This window comes from uncultured Parolsenella sp. (genome assembly GCF_958346945.1).
In the GTDB taxonomy this organism is placed as follows: Bacteria; Actinomycetota; Coriobacteriia; order Coriobacteriales; family Atopobiaceae; genus Parolsenella.
On sequence record NZ_CATVTL010000005.1, the window covers coordinates 1 to 20,330 of the forward strand.

Below are 20,330 nucleotides of genomic sequence, written 5' to 3' on the forward strand. Positions count from 1 at the left end.
AGAGCGGTGGATTGCAGCAAACGCCCGTTTTGTGTAAGCCGCAGCGCTGCCGAGAGCGGTGGATTGCAGCAAACGCCCGTTTTGTGTAAGCCGCAGCGCTGCCGAGAACGGCGGATTGCAGCAAACGACCGATTCCTTCAGGGCGTGGTGCTGCCGAGAACGGTGGATTGCAACAAAAGGCCGATTTGTGTAAGCCCCTGCCCCTGCCGAGAACGGCCTCTTGCAGCAAACGACCGCCTTGTGTAAGCGCAACACCCTGCAGCAACGTTCGCCAGCCCGCGAAATGTAAACGAAACGTAAGCCCGCGTCACGCGGCTGTAAGGAGTCGTCAGGCAAACGTAAGGGACGGCCGTTGAACGAGGAATCGCAACCGCTGGCCTATAGATTGATTCACGACACGGAGGCGCGGGCCCAAAGGCCGACAGGGAAGCCGGTCGCCCGCACGCCCCCACACACCACTCTCAAGGGAGAATCATGAGCATGGACATGTCTCGTCGTCAGTTCCTCGGTGGCCTGGCCGGTGGCCTCGCCGCGTTCGCCGGCCTCGGCCTCGTTGGCTGCGGTGGCTCCGGCTCCGCCTCCACCGCCGCCGCCAGCACGGAGACTGCCGCCGACCTCTCCGGCTCCGTCACCTGCTCGGGCGCCACGAGCTTCCAGCCGCTCGTCGAGGACGCCGCCAACGCCTTCATGGACGCCAACGCCAACGTCACCATCACCATCTCGGGCGGCGGCTCCGGCCAGGGCCTGTCCGACGTCAAGGACGGCAAGGCTCAGATCGGCCGTTCCGACATCTTCGCCGAGGAGAAGCTCGAGGCCGCCGACGCCGCCAAGCTCGTCGACAACCAGGTTGCCGTTGTGGGCATGGGCCCGGTCGTGAACAGCGACGTCGACGTCGACGAGCTCACCACCGAGCAGCTCAAGGGCATCTTCACCGGCGAGATCACCGACTGGAGCCAGGTGGGCGGCACCGCCGGCCCCATCCAGGTCATCAACCGCAAGGCCGGCTCCGGCACCCGCGCCACCTTCGAGAGCGCCGTCCTCGCCGGCGCCACCGTGCCCGACTCCTTCAAGCCGGTTGCCGAGGAGGACTCCTCGGGCACCGTTGTCGAGAAGCTCCAGCAGACCGCTGGCGCCATCTCCTACCTCGCCTTCTCCTACTTCGATGACACGAAGTTCAAGGCCCTGAAGGTCAACGGCGTCGAGCCCAAGAGCGAGAACGTCGAGTCCGGCGACTTCAAGATCTGGTCCTACGAGCACATGTACACCGCCTCCGACGCCGACGAGGTCACCAAGGCCTTCATCGACTACATGCTCTCTGACGAGGTCCAGGGCTCGCTCGTCGAGGAGAAGGGCTTCATCCCCCTGACCGGCATGAAGGTCAAGAAGGACGCCTCGGGCACCATCTCCGCCGCCTAGTCTCACCTCCCTTCGCGGGGCGCGTCTTCGACTCGGGGGCGCGCCTCGTCCCTTTTTCTCCCCACTCGCAAAGGACACTTCATGGCAAAACGCCTGATGCCAAAGAGGAGCCTGGAGAACGTGGGCCTGGGCCTCACGGGCGCCTGCGTGGCGCTCGTGGCGCTCGTCGTCGTGACGCTCATCGTCATGGTGGCGACCGAGGGCCTCACCACGTTCTTTACCGATGGCGTTGACTTTGGCAGCTTCATCACCGGACAGAATTGGATCCCGTCCGACGGGCGCTACGGCGCGGCCCCGCTCATCGTGGGCTCCTTCTCCGTGACGCTGCTCTCCACCCTGTTCGCGCTGCCCATCGCCCTGGGCTCGGCCATCTTCGTGGTCGAGGTCCAGCCGGTCTTTGGCCGCAAGGTCTTCCAGCCGCTGGTCGAGCTGCTCGTGGGCATCCCCTCGGTCGTCTACGGCCTCATCGGCCTCACGGTGGTGAACGCCGCGATGCGCGCGATCTTTGGCGAGGCTGCCGGCACCGGCGCGGGCATCCTGTCGGGTGCCATCGTGCTTGCGGTCATGATCTTGCCCACGGTCACGACGCTGTCCATCGACGCGCTCACCGCGGTTCCCAACGAGTACCGCGAGGGCTCCTACGCCCTGGGCTGCACCCGCTGGCAGACCGTGACCCACGTCGTCCTCAAGAGTGCGCTGCCCAGCCTCATGACGGCCGTCATCTTGGGCATGACCCGCGCCTTTGGCGAGACGCTCGCCGTGCAGATGGTCATCGGTGGCGTCGAGAAGGCCATGCCCTCCGGCCTTCTTGACCCGGCGGCCACGCTCACCACGGCCCTCACGAGCGGCCTCGCCAACGCCACCACGGGCTCGGTCGAGTACCACGCCCTGTGGAGCCTGGGCTTGCTGCTCATGGGCATGTCGCTGCTGTTCATCATGATCATCCACGTCATTGGCAAGAGGGGAGCAAAGAAGAATGGATAGCTCTACGTTTGCCAGCGATCCCGCCGAGTTCCGCGCCGACCAACCCGCCGACCAGGGCGTGGCCGAGAAGGGCACCTATAAGGGCGCCGGGCGCGTCGCCGCCGCGGCCGCCACCGACTCCGCGACCGCCGCCGTCGACCTCGACGCCCACGCCCGTCGCATCGGACGTCAGGACCGCATCGCCACCGGCGTGCTCACCGCCATCGCCGGTCTCGTCCTGCTGCTGCTCGCAGCCATCGTCGCCTACATCCTCTCGCGCGGCATCGGCAAGGTCTTTCAGCCGGGATTCCTCGTGAACGACTCGGCCGACAAGGTCCTGCCCGGCATCGCCACGCAGCTGTTCGACTCGTTCTACATGCTCGTCATCACGCTCATCATCAGCCTGCCGGTGAGCCTGGGCGCGGCGATCTTCCTGGTCGAGTACGCGCCCGACAATTGGGTCACCACCGCGGCCTCCACGGCCATCGAGACCCTCTCGAGCCTGCCGTCGATCGTCGTGGGCATGTTTGGCAGCCTGTTCTTCGTCGTGGTGCTGGGCTGGGGCATCTCGATCATCGCCGGCGCCCTCGCCCTCACGATGTTCAACATCCCCATCCTGGTGCGTGTCATCCAGCAGGCGCTCGCCGACGTTCCCCAGTCGCAGCGCGACGCCGCCCTGGCCATGGGCCTCACCCGTTGGGAGACCACCATCAACGTGCTGCTCCCGGCCGCCATGCCCGCGATCGCGACCGGCGTGGTCATCTCGGCCGGCCGCGTGTTCGGCGAGGCTGCCGCCCTGATCTTCACCTCGGGCTCGGCCGCCGCGCGCATCAACTTCGCCGCCGCCATCACGAGCCCGCGCAGCCCGTGGAACATCTTCCGCCCCGCCGAGACGCTTGCCGTGCACATCTGGAAGCTCAAGATGGAGCCCACTCCCGGCAACGACGAGATCGTCTGGGGCACCGCCGCGGTGCTCATCATCTGCGTGCTGCTGTTCAACGTGCTTGCCCGCGTGACCGGCAAGGAGCTCTCGAGGAGGCTGACGAGCGAATGACCCAGACCGTAAACGAGGAGCTGGCCGACAGGATCATCGCTGCCCAGGCGGCCGCCGCCTGCGCCCCCAGCCCCGACGAGCACCTGCTCGCCACGCAGGACGTCACGGTGCGCTACGACCACACCCACGAGGCTCTGCACCCCACGAGTCTCGCCTTCGATGCCGGCACCGTCACGGCCCTCATCGGCCCGTCGGGCTGTGGCAAGTCGACCTTCCTGCGCTGCCTCAACCTCATGAACCGCGAGATCGCCCGCTGCGACGTGGGCGGCCACATCTACTACCACGGCCGCGACGTCAACACGCGCCAGGAGAACCTCTACGAGCTGCGTTGCTCCATCGGCATGGTGTTCCAGCAGCCCACGCCCTTTCGCAAGTCGATTCGCGAGAACATTCTCTTCGCCCCGCGCCGCCATGGTCGCATCGCGAGCAGGGAGGCCGCAGACGAGCTGGTCGAGAGGAGCCTGCGTCAGGCGGCCCTGTGGGACGAGGTCAAGGACAAGCTCGACCGTAGCGGCCTGGGCCTTTCCGGCGGCCAGCAGCAGCGCCTGTGCATCGCGCGCACCCTGGCGATGCAGCCCGACGTGGTGCTGTTCGACGAGCCGTGCTCGGCGCTCGACCCCATCTCGACCTTCACGGTCGAGCAAACGATTCGCGCCATCGCCGACGCGGGCATCTGCGTGGCGATCGTGACGCACAACATGGAGCAGGCCACGCGCGTCTCAGACCGCACGGCGTTCTTCTACATGGGAGACATGGTCGAGTGCGGCCCCACGAAGCAGGTCTTCATGGCGCCCAGGGACCAGCGTCTCGCCGACTACCTGAGCGGAAGGTTTGGCTGATACGGATGGCTAAGGAGTTCGAAACGAGGACCGGCCGCGAGATCGAGGGCGTCGCGAGCGCCATCAGCGTGCGCGACTTCAACCTCTGGTACGGGGATTTCCAGGCCCTCAAGGGCATCTCCCTCGAGATTCCCGAGAAGCGCTGCTGCGCCTTCATCGGCCCGTCGGGCTGCGGCAAGTCGACGCTTCTGCGCACGTTCAACCGCATGTGCGACTTCGTCGAGGGCGTGCACACCAACGGCACCGTCGAGTTCTGCGGCCGCGACGTCTTCGAGATGGACGCGAACGTCCTGCGCGTGCACGTGGGCATGGTCTTCCAGCACCCCAACCCGTTCCCGATGAGCATCCGCGACAACGTGCTCTACGGCCCGTCGCGCATGCGCAAGCTGGGCCGCGCCGAGGCCGACGAGCTCGTGGAGCGCTGCCTTACCGAGGCGGCTCTCTGGGACGAGGTCAAGGACAAGCTCGACCACAGCGGCCTGGGGCTGTCGGGCGGCCAGCAGCAGCGCCTGTGCATCGCCCGAGCGCTTGCCACGAGTCCCGACGTGCTGCTCATGGACGAGCCCACGAGCGCCCTCGACCCCATCTCGACCCTCGTGGTCGAGGAGCTCATGCTCAAGCTCGCCAAGCAGCACACGGTGGTCGTCGTGACGCACAACATGCAGCAGGCCGCCCGCGTGGCCGACAAGACCGCCTTCTTCTACCTGGGAGAGCTCGTCGAGGCCGGCCGCACCCGCGACCTGTTCTCGAACCCCCAGCAGACCCGCACGCAGGAATACCTCTCAGGAAGGTTCAGCTAATGGCTACCCGCACCGAGTTTCTCAAGCAGCTCAAGGACATGGAGGCGCTGATCATGCGCTTTGGCGAGAAGTCCGCGGCAGATGTCCGCGCGGCGGGCCTCGCCGCCACGGGCGACGCCGGTGCCGACGCCGGCATCATCGAGGGCCGCAAGGCCGCCGAGCGTCTGCGCACCCAGATTGAGGGCATCTGCCTCGACACGATGCTGCTCCAGCAGCCCCTCGTGGGCGAGGACCTGCGCTTCGTTTCGGCGACGTTCCGCATCGTCTCCGACCTCGCCCAGATTGACTCGATGACCCGCGACGTCGCGTTCATCTACTCCGAGATGCCCGCCGACGCCCCCACCGAGCTCGGCGGCAACTTCCAGGCCATGGCCGACCGCGCCGCCGCGATGGTCGAGGGTGCGGTGGCGGCCTTCGTGGGCTCCGACACCGTCCAGGCCCGTGCCGTCATCGACGCCGACGACGAGCTCGACCGCCTCTACACGGCCTGCGAGCAGGAGGTCGTCGACCTCATCAAGGGCGGCCAGGGCACCGCGGCGAGCCTGCCCGAGCTGCTCATGGTGGCCAAGTACTTCGAGCGCATCGGCGACAAGGCGCAGCGCGTCGCCGATTGGACGTTCTTCCGCGTGAGCGGCGAGCGTATCCTTTCCTATGGGGATGCGCCGTCCGGCTCCGAGGAGGCGTAGTCCCGAGGTGGAGGCCAACGGGATGGGGAGCGCCCCTGTGATCTACTACGTCGAGGACGAGAAGAACATTCGCGAGCTTGTGGTCTATGCGCTGGCGCAGGCCGGCATCGAGGCCAAGGGCCTGGCGGACGACGCGGCCTTTCGCCGCGCCTGCGCCGAGCGCGTGCCCGACGCGGTGCTGCTCGACATCATGCTCCCCGACACGGACGGCCTGTCCATCCTGCACCGCATCCGCCAGACGCCCGGCCTCGCGCACGTGCCCGTGATGATGCTCACGGCCCGCGACTCCGAGCTCGACACGGTGACCGCCCTCGACGACGGCGCCGACGACTACCTCGCCAAGCCCTTTGGCATGATGGAGATGGTGAGTCGCGTGAGGGCCCTGCTGCGCCGCTCGCAGCAGGGGCCCGCGGACGCGCCCGCGGCCTCCGACGTGGTCGAGGTGGGGCCGCTGCGCCTGTCCGACTCGCGCCACGAGGTCTCGTGCGCCGGCGACCCCATGAGCCTCACCGTGCGCGAGTTCGAGCTGCTATCCTTCCTTATGAGGTCTCCGGGGGTCGTCTTCAACCGCGAGACGCTGTTGCAGCGCGTGTGGGGCTGGGACTTCGACGGCGGTAGCCGCACGGTCGACGTCCACGTCCAGACGCTGCGACAGAAGCTGGGCGAGCATGCCGACCTCATCGAGACGGTGAGGGGCGTCGGCTACAGACTGAGAGGCTAGCCATGAGCGACACGGCCACGACGGACACCACCCCCACCGAGGACGCCCGCGCGCGTCGGCAGCCCTCGCTTGCCCGGCGCTTCTTCGTGGCCCTGGCGGTGCTCTCCGCCGTCGCCGCGGTGGCCGTGCTCGTGTGCTCCTCGCTCATCTACCAGAGCGCGAGCGTCGACGACGCCGGCAAGATGCTCGAGCGCGAGTGCCGCATCGTGCGCTCGGCGCTGTCGGGCAGCGACGTGGACGTCATGCGCCTTACCTCGTTTGCCTCGCAGGACGTGCGCGTTACGCTCGTGGCCTCAGACGGCAACGTGCTCTATGACAACCAGAACAACGTGGCCGAGATGCCCAACCACGCCGATCGCCCCGAGATCGCCCAGGCCCTGCAGACCGGCGCGGGCGCGGCCGAGCGCGACTCCGAGACGAGTGGCTACGTGTCAATCTATCGCGCCGTGCGCCTCTCCAACGGAAACGTCGTGCGTCTCGCCGTCGACCGCGACGGCGCCATGACGGCCATCAAGCATGACATGCTGCTCGTCTGCACCGTGGTCGCGGCCGTGGTGCTGCTGTGCTGGGCGGCCTCACGCCTCGTGGCAGACCGCCTCGTGGCGCCCATCGACGCGATCGACCCGGCAGACCCCGAGCCGCACTCGAGCTACGTCGAGCTCGAGCCGCTCATCGAGCGCATCTCCGACCAGGTGGAGGAGCTGCGCGGGGCCGACCTCATGCGCCGCGAGTTCACCTCCAACGTGACCCACGAGCTTAAGACGCCGCTCTCCTCGATCCAGGGCGCGGCCGAGCTCATCCGCGACGGCATCGCCCGTCCCGAGGACGTGCCCGAGTTCGCCGGGCGCATCTACGACGAGGCCCACCACATGACCGAGCTCGTGAACGACATCCTCACCCTCTCCAAGCTCGACGAGTCCGAGCGAAGCGGTGACCAGGGCCTGCTGGGCTCGGTCGAGCCGGTCGATTTGGGCCGCACGGTGAGCGAGGTGGCGCGCCGTCTCGCGCCCGCCGCCGAGGCCGCGGGCGTGGAGATCGCCGCGACGGGGGAGAGCTGCGTGGTGCGTGGCATGCCGCACCTGCTCGACGAGCTCGTCTACAACCTGTGCGACAACGCCATTCGCTACAACCGCGAAGGCGGCTTCGTCGACGTCTCGGCGCGCATCGAGGACGGCCGGCCCGTGGTCGTGGTGGCAGACTCCGGCCGCGGCATCCCGACGGCCCAGCAGGGAAAGGTGTTCGAGCGCTTCTACCGCGTCGACGCGAGCCGCTCGCGGGACACCGGCGGCACGGGCCTGGGCCTGGCCATCGTGAAGCACGCCGCGATGCTGCACGGCGCAGAGCTCACTCTCGACTCTGAGGAGGGGCGCGGCACCACCATCTGCGTGCGCTTCCCGGCCGAGTCGCTCGTCTCGACCCTGGGGGAGTAGGGCACCTGCCGTGCGCTTCTCGGCCGCCCCGGCGCCCGCCGCGTCTGCAATCCACCTCTAGCGCGAGGGCGTGCCCGTGCCTCTCGGCCGCGTCCGGGTACTGCCGCGCGCTTCTCGGCCTGCGTGGCTGCGCTAGAATAAACAGGTTATCTAGCTCAACAGAGAGGCTCACATGGCAACTGACGCTTCCACTTCCTCGCGTCCCAGCTTCCCGGCGCGTGCCGTCGTCACGGCCGGCATGCCCTATGGCAACAAGGACCTGCACTTTGGCCACATTGGCGGCGTGTTCGTTCCGGCAGACTTCTTCGCCCGCTTCCTGCGCGACCGTATTGGCGAGCGCAACGTCCTGTTCGTCTCAGGAACGGACTGCTATGGCTCGCCCATCATGGAGGGCTACCGTAAACTCACCGAGGCCGGCGAGTTTACCGGCACCATCACCGACTACGTGCGCGGCCACCACGACAACCAGAAGGCGGCGCTCGACGCCTACGAGATCTCTCTCGACATCTTCTCCGGCTCGGGCCTGGAGCCGGCCGCGCCCTTCCATGCCGAGCTCTCCGACGAGTGGATCCGCCGCCTGTACGAGGCGGGCGTCCTCAAGAAGCGCTCCACGCTGCAGTTCTATGACACCGAGGCCAAGACGTTCCTCAACGGCCGCCAGGTCATTGGCCGCTGCCCCGTGCGCGGCTGCAAGTCCGAGAAGGCCTATGCAGACGAGTGCGACCTGGGTCACCAGTTCGACCCCGAGGAGCTCATCAACCCCGTGTCGCAGCTCACTGGCACCAAGCCCGAGCTGCGCCCGTGCGACAACTGGTACTTTGACCTGCCCGCCTTCCGCGACGCGCTCGACGAGCTCATGGACGAGTGGGACGCCGACCCGCAGGTGCGCTCCATCGTGACCAAGACGGTGCGCGAGAGCCTCGTGGCGCCGGTCATCTACATCAAGAACGAACTGCGCGCAGACTTCGACGCCGTGGCCGAGAAGCTGCCTAAGCACACCGTTCACGAGGCGCAGGGCAACCAGGCGTCCTTCTCGGTCGAGTTCGCCAACTGGGAGGCTCGCGACGAGGCGCGCGAGGTGCTCGAGGGTGCGCACGTGCGCTTCCGCACCGGCAAGTGCCTGCTGCCGTTCCGCATCACCGGCAACATCGACTGGGGCGTGGCCGCGCCCGACCTCGAGGGCACCGAGGGCCTCACCGTGTGGTGCTGGCCCGAGAGCCTGTGGGCGCCCATCTCGTTCACGCAGGCCGCGTTGGCCGGCGCCGACGAGGGCCGCTACAGCAGTGACAACTGGCGCGACTGGTGGTGCTCCGACGACGCGCGCGTTTTCCAGTTCATTGGCCAGGACAACATCTACTTCTACTGCGTGGCGCAGCCCGCGATGTGGGAGGCGATGGGCTGGGGCCTCAAGCAGACGACGCCCGTGGCCAACTACCACATCCTGTTCATGAACAAGAAGGCCTCGAGCTCGGGCGCCATCAAGCCGCCCATGGCCGCCGAGCTGCTCGACCACTACACCCCCGAGCAGCTGCGCGCCCACTGGCTGTCGTTGGCGCTCGACGCCAAGGCTGTGAGCTTCTCGCCCAAGGTGTACGACACGAGCGTGAGCCACAAGGACAAGAAGACGGGCGAGGACGTGCTGGTCTGCAACGACCCGCGCGTGGTCGACCCGGCCCTCAAGGAGAGTGCTTTCCTCACCAACATCTTCAACCGCCTCGCGCGCAGCTGCTTCTACGGCGCGCAGAGGGCGTGCGGCGGCAAGCTGCCCGCGGTCGAGGCGTCTGCCGAGGTCATCGAGGAGTGCCGGGCCGCCACGCTGGCGTTTGAGCGCACGGTGCACGGGATGGACTTCCACGGAGCGCTTGCCGCGGTGGAGGAGTTCGCCCGCGCGGCCAACAAGCGCTGGGACGCGGCGAGCAAGGCCGCGGGCGACGACGAGGCCGCCTACGTGGCCGCCCTGGCCGACGCGTTCGCCGCGCTTCGCACGACGGCGCTGCTCATGCACCCCGCGGTGCCCGCCGGCTGCGAGCTGATTTGCGAGCACATGGGCTTTGAGAAGCACGACTTCTTCAGCTGGGAGCACGCGCTCGAGACGCCGCGCCAGCTGGCGGAGGCCCTGGGCGAGGATGCGAGCGAGCACGCGCTCATGGAGCTGCCCCCGCGCTTCGACTTCTTCCGCAAGCACGAGAGCCAGTACAAGAAGTAGGGCTCATCGCTTGGCCGCCGCCCGCATGCCACATGCGGGCGGCGGCCTTTTTGTATGCGCCGCGAGCGCGGGCGGCGGGCGTGCCCGCGTGCTCGTGACTGCCGTTTGCTGCAAAGTGCCGGTTTGTGTGGGGCGATGGGTCGCTCGTCCGTGGTCGTTTGCTGCAAAGTGCCGTTCTGTGTAGGGCTATGAGCCGCTCGCGCATGGTCGTTTGCGGCAAACGACCGATTCCTGTAAGTCGGTTGCCTTCCCGTGGGTGCCGTTTGCTGCAAAGTGCCGTTCTGTGTAGGGCTATGAGCCGCTCGCGCATGGTTGTTTGCAGCAAACGGCCGATTCCTGTAAGGCACCCATCTTCCCAAACCGATTCTTCGCAACAAACTGCCGGTTTGTGCAGATCGTTTTGCCGCATAAACTGGTCAACTGCAACAAACCGCCAAATCGTGCATTACACAAAACGGCTGTTTGATGCAAACGTCGGACGGTCGGTGGGCGAGATGCCATCCCGGCGATTGACGAGCCGCCATTCCAGTGGGTCCTCAATCGCCGTTAGACCTATACAGTTTCTTCCACAGCGAATACTGCTGCTCGAGAATGCGCGGACTGGGAAGCTCGAGCCGCACGTGCAGGTTGAGTCTGATCGTCTCCATCAGCCCTCGATAGAGGTCATAGTTGTTGACCTGCTTGCGCGTGATACGCATGACCTGATACCCCATTGCGAGAAGGGCGTTGTCGCGCCCGGCGTCCTCTTCCATCTTCTTTTGACTCGCATGAATCGCTCCGAGGTACTCGTACATCAGGCCCTCGGCAGCCCAAAGGCCATCGGGCATGACGATTCGCTTCTTGGTTAGCGCTCGCGCATCGCCCGTAAGAATCACCTCGCTGTTGAGAATCGGCTTGGGCAGGCCAAATCCGCCCGCGAGTCGCGGCGAAACCATGGCGAGACACAGTTTTGCCTCTGCGGGCGAGGCCGCAGCATCGACAACGGATGCGAGCAGGTTCCTCACCCTGGCCCTTCTCCTTCGACCCACTGTGTCGTCAAGCTCGTCGGCAATCCTTGCGATGGAGCCGGTCGAGCACAGGGGTGCCAGGTCGCATATGCAACCAACCGTACTCGTATTGTCCGGAACATATGAGCCGCAGGCTTCGTAGGCCATGAGTTCGACGTCCGTGGGGTGCTTAACCCCTGCAAGCTGCCAAAGGGCAAGTTCGGGGGTGCTGATGCGCAAGCCTGGGACAATCGGCGTGGTGAACGAGAGGGTCTCTCGGGAGCTTGCGTGCTCGCGGACGTCTGTGTGCCGCGAACGGTTGTGTCCATCCAACACCAGGACGTCGAGCTTTGGTTGGCCGAGGAGGGCGAGAAGGTCGGTCACGCTTTCTACCTCGAGGTCATTGCCGCGGGCCTCGGCCAGGCGACGGGCACGGTGGTAGAGCAGGGCGCTCTCGTGGGACACGATGACCTCATCGCTGGGCATGACTCCTCCTCGCTCGTTTGGGCCATGCTAGCGGTTGCGTCTAACAAATCCCCGTGCTTGGGCAAACACAAACCTAACACGCGAGGTGGACGGCTTGTGGCGCGCAAGTGGCGGGGTGGCGCAATCGGCGGGCGGCGGCATCGCGGCCGCAAAAGGTATCATCGTGGATAAGAGGTGCGAGAGATGCGGCCACGCGAGGGTCGTCGACGCGTTGCGATTCGCATGAGAAACGCGAGCAGCACGAGAAGCGCGAGAGGTGCGAGCAGCACGAGAAGCGCGACGAGGCCGGGGCGCTCAGCGCACAACGGACGGGACGCGCCCGCGTCGTGCCGGAAGCGTGGTGCGTAGCGGGCGGGACGCGCCCGCGTTGTGCCGAAAGCGTGGCGCGCAGCGAGCGGGGTCCACGCGCGCGCCGCAGGTGTGGCACGCAACGGGCGGGGCAGAACGAAAGGGGAGGGCGAGGATGAAAGCAACCTGCGAGGTGGGGGTGCGTGTTCCCAGCGGCATCACGGCGGGCGCGCGCGTCTTCGCTCCCGCTGGCGTCACCGACGAGCCGGGCACACCGTTCGCGGTGACCTACGGCCCGGCACCCCTCATCTTCGTGGACAGTCGGCCCGTCTCTGGGATGCTCGAGGACCGTGTCTCCCGTGGTGGCAGCGTCGTGGTCATCGAGGACAACGTCGAGCCGGCCGACGTCCTCGAGGTGGCGAGTCGCCTGGGCATCACGCAGTTTTGGCTGGCCGGGCCCGACGTCGACGAGGCGCGCGCCCTCGCCCCCGCCCGCATCCTCGATGCCGAGCCCGTGCGCCGCCATCGTCCCCTTGTGACGTTTGGCGAGCTGGGACCCCAGGTGCGCGAGACGGGCGACTCGCTTGTCGTGCGCCGCGCCATCATGGACGACGAGCCCGCCGTCCAGGCGATGTATGATCACCTGCTCGACTCCTGCGACGTTCCCGGTGCCGAGACGTGCGGCTGGAAGCGCGGCTACTGGCCGCTGCCCAACGACGTGCGCAATCGCATCGAGGCGGGCACGACCTGGGTGGCGCAGGACGCGGCCGCCAGCGGTCCCGGCGACGCCGTCCTCGGGGCCATGTCGCTCGACGGCGACCTTGGCCTTCCCGGCGTCGAGCTGCCACTTGCTCCCCTCGAGCCGGGCGAGTGGCTCACGTGTCACCTGCTCGCGGCTGACCCCGCGGCGCGTGGCCGTGGCGTGGCGACGGCGCTGCTCGCCGTCTATGCGCGCGAGGGCATCGCACGGGGTTGCAAGGCGCTGCGTATCAACACCTCGCCGCAGAGCCTCTCCAACAACTTGTACCATGAGCTGGGATTTGTTCTCCACAAGCCGGTGTGGTTCCCCTATGAGGGGCTGTCCCTTACGGGGTGGACCAACGTCTACGAGCTACGTCTCGATGGCGAGGGGATCGTGCCCCAGGGCGACCCCGCCGCGCCCCGTGCCGTGTGCTGCGCGTCCCACACTGAGGACGCTGCGCCCCGCGCCTCCGCCGTCTCACCTGACGGGGAGCCCGTGCGATGACCGAGCTTCTTGACATCGACTTCCTGGGAGACGAGCGGCTGCGTGCCCGGCTCACGCGCTGGAGCCTTGTGCTCCTCGCGTGTGGCCTCGTGGCGACGTTTGCGGTAGCACCCCTGCTTACGAGCGGCGTCGCCCTTCACCCGCTGACGGCGCTTGCCCTGCTTGCGGGCGTCACGCTGGTGTCGCTGCCCGTCCACGAGCTCGTCCACGCCCTCTTCTTCAGGCTCCTGGGCGGCCGCGGCGTGCGTGTGCGCTTTGGGCACGCGGACGGCATGCTCTACGCGGGGTGCCCGGGGCTCGTGCTCACCCGCGGGCGCTTCCTCGTTGTGCTGCTTGCGCCCACGGTGGTGCTCACCGTTGCGCACGTTCTAATTGGTATGGTGTTTGACCTGCTGTTTATTGCTCTTCTTGCGGCGTCTTTCCACCTGTCTGGATGCGCGGGAGACCTGCTCGCCGCCTGGATCGTTACCCGCGAGTCCGCCTGCACGCACTGCCAGGACACCGAGGTGGGCGTGCGCCTGCTCGCCGCCAAGGCGTAGGCGCGTTCCTGCCCCGCTCGCGCCCGTCACAGGCCCGCGGTAGGATGCTGTGCGAGAAACCTCTGCCTGTCAGCCGTCTTGCGGCCGCGGCGGGCTTGCGAAAGGTATGCGTATGGATAGCTTGAAGATTGCCGTCGCCCAGATGAACACGACGCCGGGCGACTTTGACCGCACGGTGGCCGCAATGCTCGCGTATGGCAACCAAGCAGCCGAGCAGGGCTGTGGCCTCGTGGTTTATCCGGCCGCTGCCCTCATGGGCCCAGACCCCCAGACGCTTGTGGCCGATGAGTCCTACCAGCTTGCGATGATTCTCGCGCTCAAGCGCCTGGCCTGCGGGCTCAAGGTCGACGCGCTCGTTCCCTTCGTCTCGTGCGCGTCCGGCTCGCCGCGCTTCGACGTCGCGGTCATCTGCGGCGGCGCGCTCAAGGCCGCCTCGGCGGTCGACGGGTCGCTGCCGCTGGGGACCTTCGGCGACACCGGACGAGGCATCTTCCCCGCCGCCGACCCACTCGCGCCGCCCGTCGCCGCAGACGTGGCGCAGCTCGTCGAGCCCACGGTCGTCGACTATCGTGGCATCGCCCTGGGCCTGGCGCTCTCCGCGGCCGACCTCGCGGCCTTTGCCGAGGACCTCACCGCAGACGTCATCTGCTACATGCCCGTCGACGCCTTCAACGCCGATGACGAGCAGAGCTGCCTGGCCCCCTCGGTGGCCGACGGCTGCTACGCGCGCGAGGTTCGCGACGCCAACGCCTGGCTGGTGGCAGCGGGTGCTGCCGGCGCCTACGACGACATGGTCTACGTGGGCGGCAGCTTCGTGATGGCGCCCTGGGGCGAGCTCGCCGCAGTGGCCCCCTCGAACACCGAGGACCTGCTGACCTGCGATATTGGCGTGCTCGACGAGGGGCCGCTCGCGCAGCCCGTCGATGCGCCCGCCTACGATCGCCCCGCACTCATATGGGAGGCCCTCGCGGCCGCCGTGCGCGACCAGGTCTCCAAGCGCGGCCTTTCCGGCGTGGCGCTCGTGGTCGACGGAACGCTTGCGAGCAGCGCCGTTGCGACCCTGGCGGTCGACGCGGTGGGGCCGCTGCGCGTGCACGCGCTCGTCTCGGCACGGGACCGCGCCGCGCTCGATGATGCCCGGGCGCTCGTGCGCCTGCTGCGCATCCGCGACGTGGACGAGGTGTCCGCCCGCGACCTCGATCAGGCCGCGTCTGCCCTGGGCGATGACGAGGCCGACCTCACGGCGGCGCTTCTGCAGGTGCGCCTGGGCGCGCTTGCCCGGGGCGAGGGGCTGCTTGCCCTGTCGAGTGCCGACAAGACCGAGCTCGCGGTTGGCGCCGGCGCGCACCTTGGCGGCGCCTGCGTGGCCGCGCGGGCCTTCGCGCCGTTTGGCGACGTCTACCGCTCCGACGTGGCACGAGCCGCACGCTGGAGAAACACCGTTTCGCCCGTGATGGGCGCGGGCTGCTTCGAGCGTCTGTGCGTTCCTTGCGGCCTGGGCCTCGAGTCCGTTGCCACAAGCGACGAGGGGCGCCTCTCCGAGCTCGACGCGGTGCTGCTGCTGCGTATCGAGCGACATGCGCAGACCTCCGAGCTCGTTGCCTCGCGCCTGGGCAAGCAGGGCACCCTGCGCGTGCTCGGGCGCCTGGCCCTGTGCGAGGCGAGCCGTCGCCAGGGGCCAACCTACCCGGTGGTCTCGGCATGCTCGCTTGCGGAGTGCGGCCGCCCCGTGGCCGACGCCTGGAGGGACCGCGTGATGAGCGAGGCGGAGCTGGCCGAGGTCGACCGCGTGCGCCCCAGCGGGCCTCGCGCGATGCCGCGCGCCGCCTCGACGAGGCCCGCTGGCGCTCCCATGGCGCCGGCGTCGTCCGCGCCCGCGGGATGGCAGGCGGCGGGCGCCCCGGCCGCAGGGCTCGACTTCTCCATTCCCGACGAGGTCAGGGACCAGATTGGCCCCAAGGCCGGCGAGCTCATGGGCTTTCTCAAGGAGCTTGCAGACGGCCGACGCCTGCGGGGCGAGTCGAACAGGCCCGGCAAGGACGGCCCTGGCCCCTGGATGGGTGGGCTCTTCTCGGATAACTAGGCTTGTGAGCTGCGCTTATGGGGGCTGGTTGCCTGGGCTTGCCATCTTCTCGAACATATTTTCGTATACTGTGCGAGAAGTGCCCGCGGCCATGCTAGAATAGAACCTGTGTTCGGGTAGTGACGCTGGCCGGCGCTTGCGCGGTGGCCACGAACTCGCGGGGAGGTGCGCATGATCGTCCTGGGAATCGATCCCGGCCTGGCAAACACGGGCTGGGGCGTCATCGAGACACGCGGGTCGCTTGCGCGTGCCCGTGCCTACGGCTGCATCCACACTGAGGCCGACGAGCCGCTCCACGAGCGCCTGGGCCGCATCTGCAACGAGCTGTCCGAGGCAATCGGCCGTTACGAGCCGGCAAGCGTCGCCATCGAGGACATCTTCTTTGGCCAGAACACGCGCTCGGCCATCCTCACGGCCCACGCGCGCGGCGCCGCCCTCGTGGCGTGCTCGCAGTGCGGGGTCGAGGTGGCCAGCTACACGCCCATGCAGATCAAGCAGGCCGTGGTGGGCACGGGCGCCGCGGACAAGCGCCAGGTAACGTACATGGTGCGCAACGTCCTCGCGCTCGACCACGACCCAAAGCCAGACCACTGCGCGGACGCCCTCGCGGCGGCCGTGTGCCACGCAAACCTCAGCCGCACCTTCGCGGCCTCGGCCGTCCACGGCGCCGCGGCTGCCAAGGCCATGGCGGCCACGAAGTCGGGGCTCACCGCCTCGACCGAACATGACAGGAGGAGGGGCGCATGATCGTCCAGCTTACTGGTACGCTCATCGAGCTCACGGCCTCGTGCGCCGTGCTTGACGTGGGCGGCGTTGGATACGAGCTCGGCATCTCGGCCGTCACGGCCGGGTCGCTGCCCGAGGTGGGCACCCCGGGCGTCACGCTGCTCGCGCGCCTGCAGGTGCGCGAGGACGCCATGACGCTCTTTGGCTTCTCCACGCGCGAGGAGCGCTCGCTCTTCGACAGGCTGTGCGCCATCTCGGGCGTGGGTCCCAAGCTCGCGCTCTCCGTGCTCTCGACCTTTACGCCCTCGCAGCTCGCGGGCGTGGTCGTGGCGAACGACGCCGGCATGATGGCGACCGCCCCCGGCGTGGGCAAGAAGCTCGCCGGACGTCTGCTGCTCGAGCTCGAGGGCGTCTTTGCCAAGGACCCCACGCTCGTGGGCCTTGCCACCGCCGCGAGCGTTCCCAGCAAGTCGGGCATCGTGGCGCCCACCCCGGTTGGCGTCTCGGGCGTCGAGGCAGACGTCACGGCCGCGCTTCTCGCCATGGGCTTCACGGGCGAGGAGGCCACGCTTGCGCTCGATGGCTACGAGCAGGCGGGCGCCACCACAACCAAGACGGCCCTCGAGTACGCGCTCAAGCGCCTGGGGAGGAGGTCGTAGATGTGGGAGGCAGACCCCTCGCGTGACCTGTTCGCAGACGGCGCGGGCGCCGGCACCGCGCATGGTGCGGGCTCGCAGCAGCCGCGCGGCGTGTCGGCCCAGCTCACGGCCGACGACCTCGACATCGACCGCAGCCTGCGCCCCCAGACGCTCGACGAGTACTGTGGCCAGATGCGCGTGCGCCAGAACCTGCGGGTGCTCATCGAGGCCGCTAAGAGCCGCCACGAGCCGCTCGATCACGTGATCTTCTCGGGCCCCCCGGGTCTTGGCAAGACCACGCTCGCCTCGGTCGTGGCGAACGAGATGGGCACCAAGATCCACACCACGAGCGGCCCGGCCATCGAGCGCACGGGAGACCTCGCGGCCATCCTCACCAACCTCGAGGCCGGAGACGTGCTCTTCATCGACGAGATTCACCGCCTCAACCACAACGTCGAGGAGGTTCTCTATCCGGCGATGGAGGACTTCTTCCTCGACATCGTGATTGGCAAGGGCCCCGCGGCCCGCTCGATTCGCCTCGATGTGCCGCGCTTTACCCTGGTGGGCGCCACCACGCGCACGGGCCTGCTCACCGGTCCCTTGCGCGACCGCTTTGGCATCTCGTTCAGGCTCGACTACTACTCGGTCGACGAGCTGGCGCAGATCGTCGAGCGCAGCGCGGGCATCCTGGGCGTCGCCATCGACCATGACTCCGCGCTCGAGGTGGCAAGCCGCAGCCGTGGCACGCCGCGTCTGGCAAACCGCCTGCTCAAGCGCGTGAGGGACTACGCGCAGGTGCGCGCGGCCGGCGCCATTACCTCCGAGGTAGCCGCCGAGGCCATGACCTTCTTCGAGATCGACGAGCTGGGCCTCGACTGGATGGACACCAAGATCTTGCAGGCGCTTGCCGTGACATTCCGCGGCAGGCCCGTGGGGCTTTCGACCATCGCGAGCTCGGTGGGCGAGGACCCCTCGACCCTGGAGGACGTCTACGAGCCCTACCTGCTGCAGCGTGGCCTCATCATCCGCACGCCGCAGGGAAGGCAGGCAACGCTTGCAGCCTTCGAGCACCTGGGGGTCACGCCGCCCACCCAGGGGTAGGACTTGCGGGCGATTGGGCGGTTGGCGACCGCTGCGTTCGCCAATCCGCTCTACTTACGCCGCCCGCCCAGGGGTAGCAAGCCCGTGTATTTGTGCCAGCGCGCATATACAAGGTGCCAAAACGCATAGAATGAGTGAGACCGGAATAGAGAGAAGGGCCCGCCACCTGCATCATTGCAGCTGGCGGGCCTGCTCAAAGCGTATAGGACTGACCATGCTGCAACGTGATTACCTCACCGAGATGGTGCGTCGCTTCGCCAACGTCCTCGCGCGTCGCCTGCGCGCGGCCCTCCTCGACACCGACCCCGAGGCCATCAAGGACCTCGAGGACGCCGTGGGGTCGCTGCTCGACCTCGACGGCGTCACCGCGATGTCGCTCGATCCCAGCTCGCTCGTGACGATGATGGAGCTGTCGGGCGTGGCAGACTCGCTCGCGTCCTATGCCAACTATGCGCTGCGTCGCATCGCTGACGCCTACGATGCCCAGGGCCAGCCCGCGCTTGCGCAGACGCGCCGCGTCCAGGCCGACGCTGTGTGCACCTCGTTTCTCTGCGAGCCCTCCTTCGTGCCGGCTGAGCTGGCCGAGCTTGACGCCAGCCTGGGGGAGCACTAGCATGGCCGCCGCTAACGTCGGCGCCGTCCAGGCCCGCCCCGCGTCCGAGAGCCCCCTTCACGTGCCCAGCGAGATTGGCCGCCTGCGCCGCGTGTGCCTGCACCGCCCCGGCGAAGAGCTGCTCAACCTCATGCCGGCAGACCTGGGCCGCCTGCTCTTCGATGACATCCCCTTCCTCGAGGTCGCCCAGGCAGAGCACGACCGTTTTGCCGAGCTGCTGCGCAACGAGGGGGTCGAGGTCGTCTACCTCGAGCGTCTCGTGGCAGATGCCCTGGCCGCCGTGCCGGGCGCGCGCCAGGAGTTCACGAACCAGTTCCTCGCCGAGTGCGGCGTGCACGACAACGTGGCGCTTGCTGCCATCCGCGAGCTGCTCGACTCCATTCGCGACCCCTATGACCTCGTGCTCAAGACCATGTCGGGCGTCACGCGCCGCGAGCTCGAGCTGCCGCTGGGCAGCCGCTACGTCGCGGGCACGGGTGTGGTGGCTGCGACCAGCGCACGACTCGGCTCCACCTCCACGCTCGTCGCCGCGCTTGGCGACTCGGCCGAGCCCGACACCGAGCTCATCGTCGACCCCATGCCCAACCTCTACTTCACGCGCGACCCGTTCTGCGTAGTGGGGCCGGGTGTGAGCCTTAACCGCATGTACGAACACACGCGCCGCCGCGAGACCATCTACGGGCGCTTCCTGTTTGCGTGCCATCCTGGCTACCGCAACGTTCCGTTGTGGTACGACCGCGACCTTGCCTATCACATCGAGGGTGGCGACGTCCTCGTCTTGGGCCCCGACACCATCTGCGTGGGTATCTCGCAGCGCACCGAGGCGGCTGCGATCGACACCCTCGCGAGCCGCATGATCTGGGACGACGCCTGTCCCATCGAGCGCCTCTTTGCCCTGCGCATCCCCGAGAGTCGTGCGTTCATGCACCTCGACACCGTGCTCACCCAGATCGACGTCGACAAGTTTACCGTTCACCCGGCCGTCCTTGGCACGCTGCAGGTCTTCCGCATCACGCGCGGCTCCCAGCCGGGCGAGCTTACCGTCGAGGAGGTGCGCGACTCGCTCGACCGCATCCTCGCGCGCATCCTCGGGCTCGACGCCGTGCAGCTCATCCGCTGCGGCGGGGGAGACCCCATCGCGGCCGCGCGCGAGCAGTGGAACGATGGGTCCAACACCCTCGCCATCGCTCCCGGGCGCATCTGCGTCTACCAACGAAACTCCGCCACCAACGAGGCCCTCTATCGCGCGGGCCTCGAGCTCGTGGTGCTGCCCAGTTCCGAGCTATCGCGTGGCCGCGGGGGCCCGCGCTGCATGAGCATGCCGTTCGTGAGAGACAACCTGTAGCCTCCGGGAGGGCTGCCAGCCTTGACGGTTGGCGGCCCGTCTCCGTTGGGGGCGTGGGTGTCGTGCCTCTCCTCCTGGCCCCGCGTCCTTCTCGCATGGATGGGTTGAATTGGCTATATCATCTCGCTATAATCACAAAACATTGGATTACATACAGATTTATG

At 67.8% G+C, this 20,330-nt stretch carries 18 protein-coding genes; 17 read left to right on the forward strand and 1 reads right to left on the reverse strand.

Going from position 1 to position 20,330, the window contains the following annotated elements:
• Positions 1 to 474 precede the first annotated feature (474 nt).
• The 9 genes from Q3866_RS04440 (at position 475) to Q3866_RS04480 (ending at position 10,115) form a co-directional block, all read left to right on the forward strand.
• A complete protein-coding gene (locus Q3866_RS04440; protein ID WP_301829915.1) occupies positions 475 to 1,416 on the forward strand; it encodes a phosphate ABC transporter substrate-binding protein in 942 nt (313 codons plus the stop codon).
• A gap of 81 nt (positions 1,417 to 1,497) precedes the next feature.
• Positions 1,498 to 2,400: a phosphate ABC transporter permease subunit PstC gene (gene pstC / locus Q3866_RS04445; protein ID WP_301829917.1), complete on the forward strand. Its 903-nt coding sequence runs from the start codon at positions 1,498 to 1,500 to the stop codon at positions 2,398 to 2,400.
• Entirely contained in the window at positions 2,393 to 3,433 is a 1,041-nt protein-coding gene (gene pstA / locus Q3866_RS04450) for a phosphate ABC transporter permease PstA (RefSeq protein ID WP_301829918.1), read from the forward strand. The genes pstC and pstA overlap by 8 nt, the downstream gene beginning before the upstream one ends.
• Positions 3,430 to 4,272, forward strand: a complete 843-nt coding sequence (locus Q3866_RS04455; RefSeq protein WP_293674038.1) for a phosphate ABC transporter ATP-binding protein — start codon at positions 3,430 to 3,432, stop codon at positions 4,270 to 4,272. The genes pstA and Q3866_RS04455 overlap by 4 nt, the downstream gene beginning before the upstream one ends.
• Positions 4,273 to 4,277: 5 nt before the next feature.
• The gene (pstB, locus tag Q3866_RS04460) at positions 4,278 to 5,072 is read left to right on the forward strand and encodes a phosphate ABC transporter ATP-binding protein PstB (protein WP_301829920.1); all 795 of its coding nucleotides are present in this window, start codon (positions 4,278 to 4,280) and stop codon (positions 5,070 to 5,072) included.
• Positions 5,072 to 5,758, forward strand: coding sequence for a phosphate uptake regulator PhoU (locus tag Q3866_RS04465; protein ID WP_293826462.1), 687 nt, complete (start codon positions 5,072 to 5,074; stop codon positions 5,756 to 5,758). The genes pstB and Q3866_RS04465 overlap by 1 nt, the downstream gene beginning before the upstream one ends.
• A gap of 37 nt (positions 5,759 to 5,795) precedes the next feature.
• Positions 5,796 to 6,479 (forward strand): response regulator transcription factor, encoded by a 684-nt coding sequence (locus tag Q3866_RS04470; protein WP_301829922.1) that lies wholly within the window; start codon positions 5,796 to 5,798, stop codon positions 6,477 to 6,479.
• Positions 6,480 to 6,481: 2 nt separating this feature from the next.
• Positions 6,482 to 7,909: an ATP-binding protein gene (locus tag Q3866_RS04475; protein WP_301829923.1), complete on the forward strand. Its 1,428-nt coding sequence runs from the start codon at positions 6,482 to 6,484 to the stop codon at positions 7,907 to 7,909.
• A 172-nt stretch (positions 7,910 to 8,081) separates the two neighbouring features.
• A complete protein-coding gene (locus tag Q3866_RS04480) occupies positions 8,082 to 10,115 on the forward strand; it encodes a class I tRNA ligase family protein (protein ID WP_301829925.1) in 2,034 nt (677 codons plus the stop codon).
• A gap of 536 nt (positions 10,116 to 10,651) precedes the next feature.
• On the opposite strand, the gene Q3866_RS04485 is transcribed toward Q3866_RS04480, so the two are convergent.
• Positions 10,652 to 11,587, reverse strand: coding sequence for a hypothetical protein (locus tag Q3866_RS04485; RefSeq protein ID WP_301829928.1), 936 nt, complete (start codon positions 11,585 to 11,587; stop codon positions 10,652 to 10,654).
• Positions 11,588 to 12,050: 463 nt separating this feature from the next.
• Here Q3866_RS04485 and Q3866_RS04490 point away from each other — a divergent pair, with 463 nt between their 5' ends.
• The 8 genes from Q3866_RS04490 (at position 12,051) to Q3866_RS04525 (ending at position 20,166) form a co-directional block, all read left to right on the forward strand.
• Entirely contained in the window at positions 12,051 to 13,121 is a 1,071-nt protein-coding gene (locus Q3866_RS04490; protein WP_301829930.1) for a GNAT family N-acetyltransferase, read from the forward strand.
• Positions 13,118 to 13,660, forward strand: a complete 543-nt coding sequence (locus tag Q3866_RS04495) for a DUF3267 domain-containing protein (RefSeq protein WP_301829931.1) — start codon at positions 13,118 to 13,120, stop codon at positions 13,658 to 13,660. Before Q3866_RS04490 ends, Q3866_RS04495 begins: the two co-directional genes overlap by 4 nt.
• A gap of 112 nt (positions 13,661 to 13,772) precedes the next feature.
• A complete protein-coding gene (locus tag Q3866_RS04500) occupies positions 13,773 to 15,743 on the forward strand; it encodes a hypothetical protein (RefSeq protein ID WP_301829932.1) in 1,971 nt (656 codons plus the stop codon).
• 171 nt (positions 15,744 to 15,914) lie between these two features.
• The gene (ruvC, locus tag Q3866_RS04505; protein WP_293826445.1) at positions 15,915 to 16,490 is read left to right on the forward strand and encodes a crossover junction endodeoxyribonuclease RuvC; all 576 of its coding nucleotides are present in this window, start codon (positions 15,915 to 15,917) and stop codon (positions 16,488 to 16,490) included.
• Positions 16,487 to 17,128, forward strand: coding sequence for a Holliday junction branch migration protein RuvA (gene ruvA, locus Q3866_RS04510; RefSeq protein WP_301829934.1), 642 nt, complete (start codon positions 16,487 to 16,489; stop codon positions 17,126 to 17,128). The genes ruvC and ruvA overlap by 4 nt, the downstream gene beginning before the upstream one ends.
• Complete coding sequence (gene ruvB / locus Q3866_RS04515; RefSeq protein WP_301829937.1) at positions 17,129 to 18,208, forward strand: Holliday junction branch migration DNA helicase RuvB; 1,080 nt, start codon at positions 17,129 to 17,131, stop codon at positions 18,206 to 18,208.
• A gap of 214 nt (positions 18,209 to 18,422) precedes the next feature.
• Positions 18,423 to 18,821 (forward strand): hypothetical protein, encoded by a 399-nt coding sequence (locus Q3866_RS04520; protein ID WP_301829939.1) that lies wholly within the window; start codon positions 18,423 to 18,425, stop codon positions 18,819 to 18,821.
• A gap of 1 nt (position 18,822) precedes the next feature.
• The gene (locus Q3866_RS04525) at positions 18,823 to 20,166 is read left to right on the forward strand and encodes an arginine deiminase (protein WP_301829941.1); all 1,344 of its coding nucleotides are present in this window, start codon (positions 18,823 to 18,825) and stop codon (positions 20,164 to 20,166) included.
• Positions 20,167 to 20,330 lie beyond the last annotated feature (164 nt).